Origin of the sequence: Paraburkholderia sp. GAS41 (assembly GCF_050436545.1) — a bacterium.
GTDB lineage: Bacteria > Pseudomonadota > Gammaproteobacteria > Burkholderiales > Burkholderiaceae > Paraburkholderia.
The window spans coordinates 116,951-130,925 of record NZ_JBNDMK010000013.1 but is presented as its reverse complement, the minus strand read 5'-3'; the positions used below and the strand labels follow the sequence as shown (position 1 = coordinate 130,925).

General features: G+C 60.5%; 13 protein-coding genes. 5 read left to right on the top strand and 8 right to left on the bottom strand.

Going from position 1 to position 13,975, the window contains the following annotated elements:
* The first annotated feature begins 86 nt into the window (after positions 1–86).
* Positions 87–860, top strand: a complete 774-nt coding sequence (locus tag P3T43_RS19200) for a glucose 1-dehydrogenase (RefSeq protein WP_429282613.1) — start codon at positions 87–89, stop codon at positions 858–860.
* Between the two features lie 26 nt (positions 861–886).
* On the opposite strand, the gene P3T43_RS19195 is transcribed toward P3T43_RS19200, so the two are convergent.
* On the bottom strand, positions 887–2,677 hold the full coding sequence (locus P3T43_RS19195; protein ID WP_429282612.1) for a chloride channel protein: 1,791 nt from the start codon (positions 2,675–2,677) through the stop codon (positions 887–889).
* A gap of 486 nt (positions 2,678–3,163) precedes the next feature.
* Here P3T43_RS19195 and P3T43_RS19190 point away from each other — a divergent pair, with 486 nt between their 5' ends.
* Positions 3,164–3,469 carry a hypothetical protein gene (locus P3T43_RS19190; RefSeq protein WP_429282611.1) on the top strand — a complete coding sequence of 102 codons (306 nt, stop codon included), beginning with the start codon at positions 3,164–3,166 and terminating at the stop codon, positions 3,467–3,469.
* A gap of 136 nt (positions 3,470–3,605) precedes the next feature.
* The gene (locus tag P3T43_RS19185) at positions 3,606–3,968 is read left to right on the top strand and encodes a translation initiation factor Sui1 (RefSeq protein WP_429282610.1); all 363 of its coding nucleotides are present in this window, start codon (positions 3,606–3,608) and stop codon (positions 3,966–3,968) included.
* Here P3T43_RS19185 and P3T43_RS19180 read toward each other — a convergent pair.
* Both P3T43_RS19180 and P3T43_RS19175 read right to left on the bottom strand, forming a co-directional pair.
* Positions 3,916–4,944 (bottom strand): hypothetical protein, encoded by a 1,029-nt coding sequence (locus P3T43_RS19180; RefSeq protein ID WP_429282609.1) that lies wholly within the window; start codon positions 4,942–4,944, stop codon positions 3,916–3,918. The genes P3T43_RS19185 and P3T43_RS19180 overlap by 53 nt on opposite strands.
* An 89-nt stretch (positions 4,945–5,033) precedes the next feature.
* Positions 5,034–5,648: a nucleoside/nucleotide kinase family protein gene (locus tag P3T43_RS19175; RefSeq protein WP_429282608.1), complete on the bottom strand. Its 615-nt coding sequence runs from the start codon at positions 5,646–5,648 to the stop codon at positions 5,034–5,036.
* 314 nt (positions 5,649–5,962) lie between these two features.
* On the opposite strand from P3T43_RS19175, the gene P3T43_RS19170 reads away from it, so the two are divergent.
* Positions 5,963–6,214: a hypothetical protein gene (locus P3T43_RS19170; protein WP_429282607.1), complete on the top strand. Its 252-nt coding sequence runs from the start codon at positions 5,963–5,965 to the stop codon at positions 6,212–6,214.
* Positions 6,215–6,407: 193 nt separating this feature from the next.
* Positions 6,408–7,379, top strand: a complete 972-nt coding sequence (locus tag P3T43_RS19165) for a LysR family transcriptional regulator (protein ID WP_429282606.1) — start codon at positions 6,408–6,410, stop codon at positions 7,377–7,379.
* 2 nt (positions 7,380–7,381) lie between these two features.
* Here the strand turns inward: P3T43_RS19165 and P3T43_RS19160 are convergent, their stop codons facing one another.
* The 5 genes from P3T43_RS19160 to P3T43_RS19140 form a co-directional block, all read right to left on the bottom strand.
* A complete protein-coding gene (locus tag P3T43_RS19160) occupies positions 7,382–8,860 on the bottom strand; it encodes a M81 family metallopeptidase (protein ID WP_429282605.1) in 1,479 nt (492 codons plus the stop codon).
* 38 nt (positions 8,861–8,898) lie between these two features.
* Entirely contained in the window at positions 8,899–10,062 is a 1,164-nt protein-coding gene (locus P3T43_RS19155) for an iron-containing alcohol dehydrogenase (protein ID WP_429282604.1), read from the bottom strand.
* 24 nt (positions 10,063–10,086) lie between these two features.
* The gene (locus P3T43_RS19150) at positions 10,087–11,478 is read right to left on the bottom strand and encodes an aldehyde dehydrogenase family protein (protein WP_429282674.1); all 1,392 of its coding nucleotides are present in this window, start codon (positions 11,476–11,478) and stop codon (positions 10,087–10,089) included.
* A gap of 23 nt (positions 11,479–11,501) precedes the next feature.
* A complete protein-coding gene (locus P3T43_RS19145) occupies positions 11,502–12,899 on the bottom strand; it encodes a glutamine synthetase family protein (protein WP_429282603.1) in 1,398 nt (465 codons plus the stop codon).
* 155 nt (positions 12,900–13,054) lie between these two features.
* On the bottom strand, positions 13,055–13,945 hold the full coding sequence (locus P3T43_RS19140) for a LysR family transcriptional regulator (RefSeq protein WP_429282602.1): 891 nt from the start codon (positions 13,943–13,945) through the stop codon (positions 13,055–13,057).
* Positions 13,946–13,975: the final 30 nt, after the last annotated feature.

Sequence of the window (13,975 nt, the reverse complement as noted above, 5' to 3'; positions counted from 1 at the left end):
CACGGGCAGGGGATTGGGACTCCCGGTGCGGGGACGGGAGCCCGTCTGTGTTGTGTATCGCGCCAGACCCATCACAAGGAGCCGAATTGGAAAGTATTTTGCAGCTGTTCGATCTGTCGGGACGTCGTGCGCTGATCACGGGGTCGAGCGCCGGAATTGGCTACGCATTGGCGCGAGGGCTTGCCGCCGCCGGGGCTGAAGTCATTCTGAATGCTCGCCACGAAGCGCCGTTGACGGAAGCCGTTAGCCGGTTGAACGCCGAGGGCGCAACCGCTCACGCGGCGCGTTTCGATGTGACGTCCGCGGAAGACGTCGAGGCGGCGATCGAGCGCATCGAACGCGAGATCGGCGCGATCGATATTCTGGTCAACAACGCGGGCATGCAGCGTCGCGCACCGCTCGAACAGTTTTCCCATGCGCAGTGGGAAGAACTTATGAGGACGAATGTCGACAGCGTGTTTCTGGTTGGACAAGCGGTGGCCCGTCATATGATCGGGCGCAGGCGCGGCAAGATTATCAACATCTGCTCGGTGCAGAGCGAACTGGGTCGACCCAATATTGCCGCCTATACGGCGAGCAAAGGTGCGGTCAAGATGTTGACGAAGGGCATGGCCATTGATTGGGGGCAGCACAACATTCAGGTCAACGGCTTGGGTCCAGGATATTTCAAAACGGAGCTGACCGAGGCGCTCGTCAAGGACGAAACCTTCAACAACTGGTTGATCGGCCGGACACCGTCGCGCCGCTGGGGCGATGTGGAAGATCTCGTCGGCGCCGCGGTGTTTCTCGCGAGCGGCGCTTCGAACTTCGTGAATGGTCACATCCTCTATGTCGACGGCGGGGTCACTGCCACGCTGTAGCGGAGCAGGTCATGTCCCACTCCGCTTTAGCGAGGCATATTTCCCCGTTTGCTGGTTGGCGCGAGGCGGGTGCTGCTTGACGTCCAGACGCGACGGAATTGCTCGACTTCATGCTCTTCGTTGAACACCATCTTCGAGGGTTTTACCAGGTCGTGCCGCGACACGATGCCAAGCAGACGATGAGTCTTCTCGTCGTGAACCACGGGAACCCGGTCAAGTCCGTTGATGGCCAGGCGGGCTGCCACGGTTCTGCAACTCTCTTGCGGCAAAGCGATCTGGGGTCGCGCGTGGGTAAAGAACGTGCCAATCGAAGCATCAGCTTTTTCTGCCGGGATCTGATCGAGCATCTTCCGGTCTGCCATCCCCATCAGGATTCCAGCGTCCACAACCGGATAGGCGCGATACTTCTGACCGGCTCCGAAGTTATCGCGGAGTACTTCGGCGACTGTCGCTTTCGCGTCGATCGTCTCGGTCGTGCGGGTCATGACCTCGTCGACAAAATGTCTTTCGAGTGGATCGATGCCGTACTCGCGATAGATGTGATAGCCACGGCGTGCGATTTTCTCGGTCAGAATCGAGCGGCGCATGAACACCACCGTAAAGCCATACGCGACGGCGGCAGCTGCAAGTAGGGGTAATAAAGCATTGGCGTCGCCCGTCAGTTCGAAGGCAAACACGGCGGCCATCACAGGCGCGCGCATCATGCCGCCGAGCGCGGCAGCCATGAACACGAGCGGCCAGACTGCGGGCTGGCCGCCGGGCATGTACGGGGCGACGACGGCGCCCACGCCTGCGCCCATCATCAGCAAGGGAGCGAGGACGCCGCCAGATGTGCCTGAGGCCAGCGCAATCACCCAGATGACGGCCTTGACCAGGACGATTGCAAGCACGACCTTCACAGCGAGGTGGTTCTGCAGCAGATCGCCGATGACGTCGTATCCCACACCGAGCGCACGCGGCTGAAAATAGCCACCGATCCCCACTGCGATTGCGCCCAATGCCGGCCACCACATCCAGTGGATCGGCAGCTTGTGGAACAGGTCCTCCATTTTGTAGAGTCCCGTGGACAATCCCCACGACAACGCACCGGCCACCAGTCCCGCAACCGCCGACGACACCAGACCCAGCGGGCCCAGCGGCAACGTATGCAGCGGAAACAACGCGCCGCTGCCCAGCAGCAGCGGCCGGGTAAAGCCTGCGACCGCGCACGCGATGGCAACCGGCAAGAGGCTGCGGGGCCGCAGCTCGAACAGCAGAAGCTCGACGGCAAGCAACACCGCGGCAACGGGCGTGCCGAACACGGCCGTCATGCCGGCCACTGCACCGGCCACCAGAAGCGCCTTTCTCTCGGCACTGGATAGATGGAAGTACTGAGCAACGAGCGAGCCGATCGCGCCGCCCGTCATGATGATCGGTCCTTCTGCACCAAAGGGGCCGCCGCTGCCGATTGCGATTGCCGAGGCGAGCGGCTTGAGGATTGCCACTTTCGGCGACATCTTGCTCTTGCCGAACAGAATGGCTTCGATGGCCTCGGGAATGCCGTGGCCGCGAATCTGCTCCGAGCCGTACCGCGCGATCAATCCCACCACCAGGCCGCCAATTACGGGAATCGCAAGCACCCACAATCCAAGCGTGTTCTGCGACGGGGAATGATTCGCCGAAGAGAGCGTCTGGAAAAAGAACAGGTTGGTGAAGAAGCGAATGAGGTGCAGCAGAAAATCGGCGGCGACCGTACTCAACGCGCCGCCGACCGCCGCGATGGCACTGATCCGCAGAAGCCGGACATCTGTGGCGAAATCGCCTTTATGCGCGTTCATGATTTCCCTTGCGACAGCCAATGGTCTAAAACCCAGAACCTGCATTTATATCATGATGTGAGATAAATTGCACGGCTGGCGGCGCGCGTCCCGGAAGCTACGGCTTAAGTAACTGGGTGGTCGGCAGTCATGGGGCGGCTATTCGTTTGATGTTTACATCAGCACGGCCGTACAGGGAGACAGGTTTGCGCCATTTGTATGGCGCCTGTAAACGCCGTGACAGGTGCTGCGATGTCGGCGTCATCTGTATGACGCTAAACGGGTAAACAGACACCGCGGAACACCTTATTTCACGTAAAAAATAACGTCGCGCCAGTCAAAGGGTATAGAGTAAATGCCATAGGTGTTTGCGCCGGATCTGACGACTGACAACAAGCTTTCGGTGCGATCGCAGCGGGTGAATATCCTTAACTCAGCTTCGATTTCGACGCCTTCTGCCATCGCGTGTCTTTACGCCGGCACGACAATAAGCGCGAGGTCACTTTCATGATCGACGAAACCGTGCTCACTAACGAGATCGCTTGCGAGGTCATGCAACCATTGACGGCGATGATGGCCAATGCCGCTGCAGGCTTGCGCTGGCTCGAGCGTGCAACGCCTGATCTCGATGAGGCGAGGACTGCATTCAGGCAGATCGTCGCGGACGGCCAGCGCGTGGCAGCAGTCGTCGAACGGGTCCAGGCAATCGTCAGGGACGAGGACCCGAACACGGCCACCTTCGACACGGATGGACCCATGCGGGAAGCCACTCGCCCGGCGGGCGATTCATTGCGTCGAGCGAACGAAAGCTGACGTCATCCGAACAGACCGCGCTGCAAATTCGCCGGCCACGTCCTTCATGCTAGCAACGCTAGTCAGAAGCGCCCGCTTGGGTGCGCCTGCTAAACTCGCCCAGATTTCAACCTTGGTATTTCTGGGTAAACCCATCATGGCGAGTAGTTCAAAAGGCGGCCTTGTCTATTCCACCGATGGCGGCCGCATGTGTCCCGAATGCCGGCAGGCGCTTGCCGCATGTATCTGCAAGTCGGTTGCCCAAACCTTGCCGGCAGGCGACGGCGTGGTGCGTGTGATGCGCGAGACCAAGGGTCGAGGCGGCAAGAGCGTGACGATCGTCAGAGGACTGGCGCTCGATCCTCTTGCGTTGGCCTCGTTAGGCAAGCAGTTGCGCGCGGCCTGCGGCTCTGGCGGAACGGTCAAGGACGGTGTGATCGAAGTGCAGGGCGATCATTGCGAGCGGGTCATTGAAGCGCTCGTGAAACACGGTCATCGTGCGAAGCGGGCCGGGGGGTAAGCGGGCGCGCCGACAACCGATAGCGGATCGTGCGCGGCACGCCAGCGCGAAATGCGAGACCCGTGCGGCCCGCGAGCGGATGGTCGGCAGGAGGCGTCACCACGCGTCCGAGATCGAAGAAGCTTTGGACCGGCTCGACACCTAATGCAAAGTTCCGTCCGGACCACGGCTCGTACGCGCGGCCGCCATTGCTGATCCACAGGAGCGCGTCTGGGAGATCGGCTGGATTCCAGTCGAGCAGAACGTCGGCCTGTTGCGCGGAATATCGCAAGACAAAAGGCGGTTGGCATCCCACCATTTGCAACAACTCTTCGGTCTGTTCAGAGAGGGGCAAGTGCGTTCCATCCATAGGACCGCATGCGGTGGGTATCTGCTTCAGGGAAGCGAAGGCCTGGTTCGGCAGGGTTCGGGAAACGCCCGGCTCCGGCGGGACCGGGTAGCTGTGAATCGCCTGATGCGGACAGGCGAGTACCTCGATGCCCTCATCCGGTATTGCAAACGTGGGGTGAAGTGCGAACGGTAAGATCGTGCCTCTGCGTGCGCGAACAGTCAAAGAGACGTTCAAAGCCGGCGCGTCGGGATCGCTTTCAATGGTGCGTTCGAGACTTTCGATTTCGCCCTCCGGTGGGTAATCAATCCGGAGTATCAGCCTATCTGCGGCCCGCTCGACGAGATGCCACATGTGATTCGCGCCGTAGCCATGATTGCAGGCATCGGCGGCGTGCGTTTTCTCGAAACCTGGCGGCAGATCAGGAGGGGCCTGCACCGTTCCAAAAGGCAGGCACGGCCATTCACCGCGCAATCCGCGCAGCAGTCCCGGCCAGCGGTCGTCATCGCCCCACGGTGCAACGTATAAGGGCGAAACGGATCGTCCGCCCCCTAGCTCGAATCGCACGGGAGCCAGCATGCCACCAAGCGACTGTGCCGTTGCTTCGCCGTGCGCCCACTTCAACGTCCAACGCTGCATGGAATCCATCGTGCCGTCGTTCCAGGTTAGCCGCGTAACGGTTCGTCAATGTCGACGCCCGCGGCGATCTCCGTCAAAGCGTCCGCCGGTTGAAGTTCCTACGACTGGAAAATCAGATCCGCACGATGCCGCGTCGATTCAATCAATACCGCGTTGGGTTCGTCAGTATGCTGAACCCAGTCTCGGGCGGCTTCTTCACTCCGGCCGAATCTGACGTGACGCGCTACGAGACGTTGCCTCCGCAATTCCGGATCGACGTCCACATACCACGCTTCGTCGAGAAGCGGACGAACCGCTGCCCAGTGCCCGCGCTCCAGCAGCAGATAGTTGCCTTCAGTGATCACGAGCGGCACGTCGGGGCTCACAGGAATGGCCCCGGCAATCGGCTCCTCGATCTCCCGGCGAAATGCCGGCGCGTAGACCATTTCATCCTGACGGGGTGTGCGCAGGCGCTTCAGCAGCGCGACATAGCCGGCACTGTCGAAGGTATCTTCAGCGCCCTTGCGGGACGCGCGCCCGAGACGTTCGAGTTCGACATTGGCGAGGTGGAAGCCATCCATTGGCACGACCACGGCGCGGCCGGGCAGCGCTTCGAGGATCTGCTCCGCCAACGTGGATTTGCCGGAACCCGGCGCGCCGACTACACCGAGAATGCGGCGTTGACCGCCGGCGATAAGTTGTTCCAGCCGGGCGAGAAAGCGGTCTTCGATCATCGACACAATCCAGAGTGGTTCAAAGAGGGGTTATGGGCGACTAATCCAGAATTATTCGCCTGCCGCAAAACATCATAACGGAAAACCGCCGGACGGTTGCCATCCATGCGGTATCCTAATTGTATGCATCGTTTCTCCGTCCAATGAAAGCGTGATACTCACGATTTTCAGTTCGCGCGGCAACCGGATCGAAATGAAAATCGCAAGTTTCTAAAGATTTTCAGTTGCGCGGTCGATAACCGCCTTATAGACAAAACAACTGACGCTATCCGCATGCGGGTAGCGAAGCTTCAGAAGCGACCGAAAACGAAAGCATGAAATACTTTTTCAATCAGGCGCTCGTCGAGCGATATGGCTACGGGCTGGCTGTGTTCATCGCTGCCGAGACTTCAGATCTTCAGCGCGTGATTGACCGCGCGAATGCACGACGTGAGCGCGATGGTCAAAGTCTGCTCGATGACCTGGTGGTCGAGGATGTGATCGCCGCCATGCGCAACCGGGGCATGCTTCCCGCCCGACGCAGTGAAGACGGCTCCAATGTGACGGGCGCTGGGGCAGCGGGCTGATTCATTGCAGGCACTGTGTTCGCCGGGCACGATGCCCCAAATCGCTCCCGGATTCCGCTATCTCCTGGCAAGCGCCGCTCAGCGCGCTTCCACCCCGATTTTACGCAGCGATAACACCGGGTACACTACGTCGAGGTGCGGCGCGGTCCCCTCACATCCGGCCATTTCTCGCGGCGGCGAATCAGCGGGTCATATGCAAAACGGCATCAATTTCGATCTGAAGGCGCTCGAAGTTTTCGTGCTCGTCGTCGAGTGCGGTGGCATGACCGCCGCCGGTCAACGACTCAATCTCACGCAATCTTCGGTTTCCCAGACGCTTTCGAACCTGGAGCAAACCCTCAATCTGCAATTGCTGGATCGCTCGCAACGTCCCCCCGTACTGACACCCGTGGGCCGCCAGTTCTATAACCGGGCCTGTACGCTGCTGGACGACGCGAGGCACCTGAGCCAGGAGTTCCACAAGGCGCAGGGCGAACCGCTCAAACACATCCGGATTGCGCTGGTCGATTCCATGGCCACCAGTATCGGTGCCGAACTGCTGGCGGCGATACGCCAGCGCACCTCGAATTGGTCGATGGTGACCGGTCAATCGCATCAGCATGCCGAAGCATTGTTGTCGAGACGGGTCGACATCATCATCTCGGACGACGCGGTGTTGAAAAACCCGTTGTTTTACCGCCAGCGCATCTTGCGCGAACCTTTTGTTCTGGTGTTGCCCGGCGACTTCAAAGGACCCGTCGCGTCGTTGCGCAGTCTGCTGGTCAGAGACGACTTCATCCGCTACAGCAATAGCACCGTCATTGGCAGAAGCATCGAAATACAGCTGGAAAAATGGGGAATCCAGCCGCCGGTGCGCCTGCAGCTCGACAACACGTTCGCAATCATGTCACTGGTCATGGCCAATGCGGGCTGGACCATCACCACGCCGTTATGCCTGCTGCAGTCAGGGCTGACCGTGGACAACAGGTTCTCCCAGGCATTTCGATTACTCCCCATTCCCGGCGAGGAGTTCTTCCGTGAACTCACCCTGGTCGCCCGTCAAGACGATCTGGGCGTGCTGCCGCAACAGCTCGCCCAGGACAGCGTGCAATTGCTAAAAGACCGCTTCCTGCCGATCATCGACGCCAACGCGCCGTGGCTGCGGCCTTCTATCGAACTGGGCTGATTTCACAGCAGCGCGACGCCGGGCCTCAATTTTTCGTAGCGTAGCTGGCGCAGATCCGCGACGTTGGCGCCGGGCGCGGCCACCACCAGGATGTCGTCCGCCAGTGCGGCAAAATCGGCCCGGAAATGGACCGAGCTCTTGAGAACCAGAATGCGGTAATCAGCCGGATCAGCACCGATATGGCGGAACATGGCCCGATCGGCAGCCTGCTGTTTGCGGCTCGACACGACGATCTCGATGCCAGCGGAGCCACCGCACCGCACCCGGGCCATCGCGCCGAGATCCATGTGGCAGCCCAGATAGAACGGGCCCGTCCCCGTGAAACGACCGCTGCCCAGCGCCAGCACCTCAAACGGCCCATACAGCGGCGGCGCTCCCGTGCCGCTCACCGCACCTAGCGCAAACTCGATGACCGCGCCGACGCCCGCACGCGTTGCCGCTTCGGCAAAGGCGGCATCGCACAACACGCCGACGCAAACTCGTTGCGCGTTTTGCCGCAGCAGTTCGTGCAGGATGTCGGTCGTATCCCCGCTGCCGCCGCCGCCCGGATTATCCTGGGTGTCGGCCAGGATGACCGTCCCATATCCGGGTCGTAGCGCGTGCTGAAGCGCGTAGGCGACGGCCTCGTCCGGCGCATACAGCCGTCCGCCGAAACCGGCCTGCCTCGCGAGCGCGGCCTGCGCCAACGCTTCGGCGGCGCGTTCGACGGCTATCGCGTCGTGGCCGTAGGCGAGCACGGTGGGTCCGCTGTGGTAAATGTCCGCAAGCGGAAACCCCGGCACCAATTCGGCCGCAAACACCTGCTCCGATGCGAGCGCGTTACCCAGCGCAACCAGACCGCGCATCGGTTCGATCAAGGTGCTTTGCCATGGCATGGGAATCAGAAAGGGAAGTTGGCGATAGGCTTTATGCAAAACCCTGCCACCCAGCAAGCGGTCGAGCAGAACCTGCGCACGTTGCCCGGTTTGCGCCATGTCGATATGTGGATAGCTGCGGTACGCCAGCAGGCCGCTCGCATACTCGAACATGGCGGGCGTGATATTGGCGTGAAAATCGAGCGCCACGACGATCGGCAGCGCGGCGCCGACTCGTTGGCGCAGCCGTCGCAGCAACTCTCCTTCGCCGTCGTCCAGGTGCTCGCTCACCATCGCGCCGTGCAGATCGAGAAACAGCGCGTCCAACGGACCCGCATCACGCAGCATGCGGTCGAGCATGAAGGCAATCGCTTCGAATGCGTCTTCCGTAACCGGGCCACCAGGATTGGCCGAGGCCCACAACAGCGGCACGAGTTGATGCGTGCTCTGCGCGGCCTGGATAAAACCGTCGATCGCCAGATTGACGCCGGAGACCGCACGGAACATCTCCTCGCCAACCAGCAAACCGGGCCACGCGTCCGCTTCGACGAACGTCGCAAAGCGCGCGCGGCTGGCGGCGAAAGTATTGGTCTCATGTAGAAAGCCAGCGATGCCGATTCTTGCCACAGCAACCCCTCAATCGCACGGACGCAATCAGGCTGGCGTTACAGCATGCCTTCTACTGCGCTGACAAAAATCCGGCTGTAGTCGGCCTGACTGAATGGAATCGGGTTGGTGCCGGCGGATCCGTCGACCACGGCCATGTCGCCGACCTTCGCCGCATCCCGGGCATCGATGCCGATTTCAGCCAGCGTATGGGGAATGCCGAGCGAATCGCGCATCGCCAGCACCCAGTCCAGGAAGGATGCGAACGACGGCTGCGCCAGCTCCAGGTAGCGCGCGAGCAATTCGATCCGCTCTGCGATCACCGCTTCGTTGGCCTTGAGGACATACGGCATCAGAATGGCGTTCAGCATGCCGTGATGGGCGTCGTACAAAGCCCCAAGCGGATGGGCCAGCGCATGCATCGCGCCCAGGCCGCGTTGAAACGCAGTGGCCCCCATGCTCGAAGCCACCAGCATTTGCAGACGTGCTTCGAGGTCCTGACCATCCTTGACCGCGCGCGGCAGAAACTGCTTGATCAAACGCATACCTTCGAGTGCGATGCCCGTTGCCATGGGATGATAAAACGGCGAGCTATAGGCTTCCAGGTTGTGCGACAGAGCGTCCATACCGGTGGCCGCCGTCAATTTCGCGGGCAAACCCACCGTCAGCTCAGGATCGAGAATGACGACAGCGGGCAACATCTTTGCGTGAAAGATGATCCGCTTCACATGGGCGTGTTCGTCGGTAATCACCGAGGCCCGGCCGACTTCCGAACCGGTTCCGGCTGTGGTCGGCACGGCCACCACGGGCGCCATGCCGGCTACATTGACGCGCAAATAGTTGTCGCCGACGTCCTCGAAGTCCCACAGCGGACGCGCCTGACCAACCATCAGCGCGACCGCCTTGGCCGCATCGAGCGCCGAGCCGCCACCGCAGGCGATCACGCCGTCGTGACCGCCGGCCTTGAAGGCGGCCACGCCATCGTCGACGTTCTTGCCGGTCGGGTTGCCCTTGATATCGTGAAACAGCCCGCACTCGAGTCCGGCAGAGCGGCCGTGTTCCAGCATGCCGGCTATCAGCGGCAATGACGCAAGACCCGGATCGGTAATCAGCAGCGGCCGGCGCATGCCCACGCTTTCACACCATTGCGGCAATTCGCGGATGCGGCCGGCGCCGACCTTGACCGCGGTGGGATAATTCCAGTTCACGCTGGGCAGTGTCATACGAAATTCCTTCGAAAGTCCCGGTCAAAGGCCGGTTTTCAGATGAAAAGACTTGGCACGCGTGAGGTGTTCGTAGCCGACCACCGACAACGTCACACCCCGGCCGGTATGCTTCACACCGGTCCAGGCGAGGGCCGGGTCGAGATAGTCACAACGGTTCATGAAGAACGTGCCGGTTTCGACGCGTCGGCCGATCGATAGGGCCGCTTCTTCGTCGCGCGTGAATACAGCAGCGGTCAGGCCGTAGGGGCTGTCGTTCATCAGTTCGATGGCCTGTTCGTCGCTGGACACAGGCATGATGCCCACCACCGGTCCGAAGCACTCATCGTTCATCAGCGTCATGCCGTGGTCGACATTCACCAACAAAGCGGGCGCGACATAAGGCGTGCCGATCCGCGACATGCCGAAGCGGCTTTCATCGATCAGATTTTTAGCGCCTTTGGTAAGGGCCTCGGCAATCACGGTCCGAACGCCGTCCGCGGCGGCTGTCCTGACGACGGGTCCCAAGGTGGTGTGCGCATCGAGCGGATTGCCCAATACATACTGATTCGTGAGCGCCACGGCACGTTCGACAAAATCCTCGTACACCGCCTGAGTGACATAAATTCTCTGGATACCGCAGCACGACTGGCCCGAATTGAAAAAGGCGCCGTCGACGAGCGTCTCCACCGCGTGATCGAGCTTCGCATCGCTGCGCACATAAGCGGGATCGTTGCCGCCCAGTTCCAGTCCCACACCGATAAACCGTCCAGCCGCGGCCTCTTCGACGATACGGCCGCCGCCTACCGAACCGGTGAAACAGACAAAGCCGATCTCGCTTGAGCGTATCAATCGGCCCACACGTTCGTGATCCGCATGCAGATACTGAAAGACGCCTTCGGGCAACCCGGCTTGAACAAACGCCTGATGGATGAGTTCGGCACACAACGGGGTTTGATCGGAGTGCTTGAGAATCACCGCATTGCCCGCGAGCAACGCGGGCACGATACTGTTGACGGCTGTGAGCAAGGGGTAATTCCACGGCGCAATGGTCAACACTACGCCAACCGGCTCACGTGAAATAAAGCGTGTAAAGCCCGCCTGGGGCACCACCTGAATGGGTTTCAACGCGTCTTCCGCAATCGCCATCATGTGGCGTGCGCGTGCGGCGAAGCCGTCCACTTCGCCGCCGGCGTAACGCAGCGGGCGTCCCATCTGGCGTGTAATCGCATCGGCGATGGCGGCTTTGTTTTCGCCAAAGCAATCGACTGCGCGACCCACCAGCGCCAGCCGTTCCGACAGCGGCATGGCGGCCCACGCCTTCTGGGCAATCGTCGCGCTGCGCAGTGTCTGCCCGATATGCGCTTCGCTGGCATACGGGCGGCGCACGAATTCGCTGCCGTCGATCGGGCTAAGGCTGACCAGTTCGTCTTTCATCATGGGAGCGGGTGGTTTTGGGCTCAGATAATTTCAAAGTAACGCGCCAGCTCCCAATCGGTCACATGCCGACGGAACTGCCGTTCTTCCCATTCGCGGGTCGCCACAAAATGTTCGACGAACGCTTCGCCAAACAGGGTTTTGGCGGCTTCGGAATGGCGTAGTCGCTGTGCGGATTCCCACAACGTGTTGGGCAATTTGAGGTGGCCGGGAAATTCCTGGGTATAGGCGTTGCCCTGAACGATCGGCTCCGGATCAAGGCCCTGTTCGATTCCGTACAAGCCGGCGCCCAAGGCCGCTGCCAATGCGATATAGGGATTCGCGTCGGCCGAACCGATGCGCACTTCCACACGCTGGCATTTCTCCGAACCAGGGATCAGCCGCAAGGCCGTGGTGCGATTCTCGACGCCCCAGGTGGCATCGAGCGGGGCCCAGTAACCCGGCACGAGACGCGAATAGCTGTTCACGGTCTGCGCGAACATCGACATGAATTCAGGCAGGTAGCGTTGCACACCCGCCATGAAACTGGCTTGCCTCGCGCTCATATTGTATGGACGGCTTTCGTCGTAAAACACCGACTTGCCGGTACTCTTCTCGCGCAACGACATATGGATATGGCCGCTTTGTCCCGGGTGGTCATGCGACCATTTCGCCATGAACGTGGCCATCAGATTGTTTTTCTGGGCCAGCGCCTTGGTGAACGTCTTGAACAACATGGCCTTGTCCGCCATCTCAGTCGCGTGGTCGAACGCCAGGGCGGCCTCTAGCACGCCAGGCCCGGTTTCCGTATGCAGGCCTTCGATCGGCATGTCCATCTGCTCGCACAGGTCGAGCAATTGCCGGTAGAAGTCGCCCTGAACCGTACTGCGCAGCACCGAATAGCCGAAATTGCCAGGTGTCCAGTTTTTCAGGTCACGGTAGTGCTTTTCGCGCACCGAATGCGGCGTTTCTTCGAACATGAAGAATTCATATTCCAGCGCCGCAAACGCCTCGAATCCCGCCTGTTCGGCACGTTTGAGCACGCGCTTCAGCAGGCCGCGTGGACAGATTGATTCGGCATCCTCGGCAAATTCGGCAAGGAAAAACAACATGTCTTCACCGTCGCCCTGTTCGAGCGGCAAACGCCGGCAGCTCTCCGGTACGATGCGGACCATGGCGTCGGGATAGGCGGTATGCCAGCCCGTATAGCGGGTGTTGTCGTACATCTGGTCGTCCACGTCCCAACCCAGTACGACATTGCAAAACGCGAAACCCGCACGCAGCGCCGCGAGGAATTTATCCTTACGCAGATATTTGCCGCGCAGAATGCCATCGACGTCGGACAGACCGACCTTGATATGCGTCAGCCGGCTTGCCTCCACCAGACGAATCGCATCCTCTACTGTTTTAATGGCCCGTTCGGGCCCGGCGTGCGCATCCATAGACAGTGTCTCCGCGTTATCGTTTTTTCGTACCGTCGATTCATGTTAGGAACCCGAAAAGTCCAGATCAACAACAATCGGAATTCTTTATGGTGACGATCGGTTCGAGTAATGCCCGATGCGATTGCGGTGATTGCCGTGAAGCGGCTAAAGGGCTAAATAGCAGCCGGCATGCGCGCCAGCTCGATAAAGGCCTTGAGGTAATCAATTTCCGTGTCGGTTTCGCGCGCACCCAGGAAAATCTGCTTGGCGATGCCTTTTCGCCCCAGCCGCACCGGCACGAGGTTCATCTTGCCCGCGTACTCTTCCACCAGCCAGCGGGGTAGCGCCGCAACGCCCCGGCCGCTTTCGACCATCTGCAGCATGATGTCGGTGGTCTCGATGGCCTTGTGACGCCGAGGCGTGACGCCAGCCGGCATCAGAAACTGATTGTAGATATCGAGCCGGTCGATCTCCACGGGATAGGTGACCAACACCTCTTGCGTCAACTGCTCCGGCTTCACGTAGTCCACGCTGGCGAGCGGATGCTCGCGGTTCACGACCAGCACCTGTTCGTAGTCGAACACCGGTTCGAAGCGCAAGCCCGGTTTGTAGAGCGGATCCGGCGTCACGAGTAGATCGATTTCGTAGCCGAACAGGGCGCCAATACCGCCAAACTGGAATTTCTGTTTGACGTCGACATCCACGTCCGGCCAGCGCGCGAGATACGGCGAGACCACCTTGAGTAGCCACTGATAACAGGGATGGCATTCCATGCCAATGCGCAGTGCGCCCCGTTCGCCTTGTGCGTACTGATGCAGCCGCTCCTCGGCGAGATCCAGTTGTGGCAGCACGCGATTGGCCACCGCGAGCAGGTATTCGCCGGACTGGGTCAAGCGCAGACTGCGGCCCTCGCGCAACCAGATATCCGTGCCGAGCTGCTGCTCCAGTTTCTTCATGGAGTGGCTCAGCGCGGATTGCGTCACGCACAGGATGTCAGCCGCTGCGGTCAGCGAGCCGTACCTGTCCACTGCCTGGACGATAGCCAGATGAATTCTCTCAAGCATGGTTGAGTATGAATAAAACTAATGGTTTGG

What these genes read in the sequence shown, in the direction of transcription:
- P3T43_RS19170 (WP_429282607.1), top strand. Translation starts at nt 5,963, where the DNA reads ATGAAATACTTTTTCAATCAGGCGCTCGTCGAGCGATATGGCTACGGG.
- P3T43_RS19140 (WP_429282602.1), bottom strand. Translation starts at nt 13,945, where the DNA reads ATGCTTGAGAGAATTCATCTGGCTATCGTCCAGGCAGTGGACAGGTAC.
- P3T43_RS19180 (WP_429282609.1), bottom strand. Translation starts at nt 4,944, where the DNA reads ATGGATTCCATGCAGCGTTGGACGTTGAAGTGGGCGCACGGCGAAGCA.
- P3T43_RS19165 (WP_429282606.1), top strand. Translation starts at nt 6,408, where the DNA reads ATGCAAAACGGCATCAATTTCGATCTGAAGGCGCTCGAAGTTTTCGTG.
- P3T43_RS19190 (WP_429282611.1), top strand. Translation starts at nt 3,164, where the DNA reads ATGATCGACGAAACCGTGCTCACTAACGAGATCGCTTGCGAGGTCATG.
- P3T43_RS19150 (WP_429282674.1), bottom strand. Translation starts at nt 11,478, where the DNA reads ATGAAAGACGAACTGGTCAGCCTTAGCCCGATCGACGGCAGCGAATTC.
- P3T43_RS19185 (WP_429282610.1), top strand. Translation starts at nt 3,606, where the DNA reads ATGGCGAGTAGTTCAAAAGGCGGCCTTGTCTATTCCACCGATGGCGGC.
- P3T43_RS19145 (WP_429282603.1), bottom strand. Translation starts at nt 12,899, where the DNA reads ATGGATGCGCACGCCGGGCCCGAACGGGCCATTAAAACAGTAGAGGAT.
- P3T43_RS19155 (WP_429282604.1), bottom strand. Translation starts at nt 10,062, where the DNA reads ATGACACTGCCCAGCGTGAACTGGAATTATCCCACCGCGGTCAAGGTC.
- P3T43_RS19175 (WP_429282608.1), bottom strand. Translation starts at nt 5,648, where the DNA reads ATGATCGAAGACCGCTTTCTCGCCCGGCTGGAACAACTTATCGCCGGC.
- P3T43_RS19195 (WP_429282612.1), bottom strand. Translation starts at nt 2,677, where the DNA reads ATGAACGCGCATAAAGGCGATTTCGCCACAGATGTCCGGCTTCTGCGG.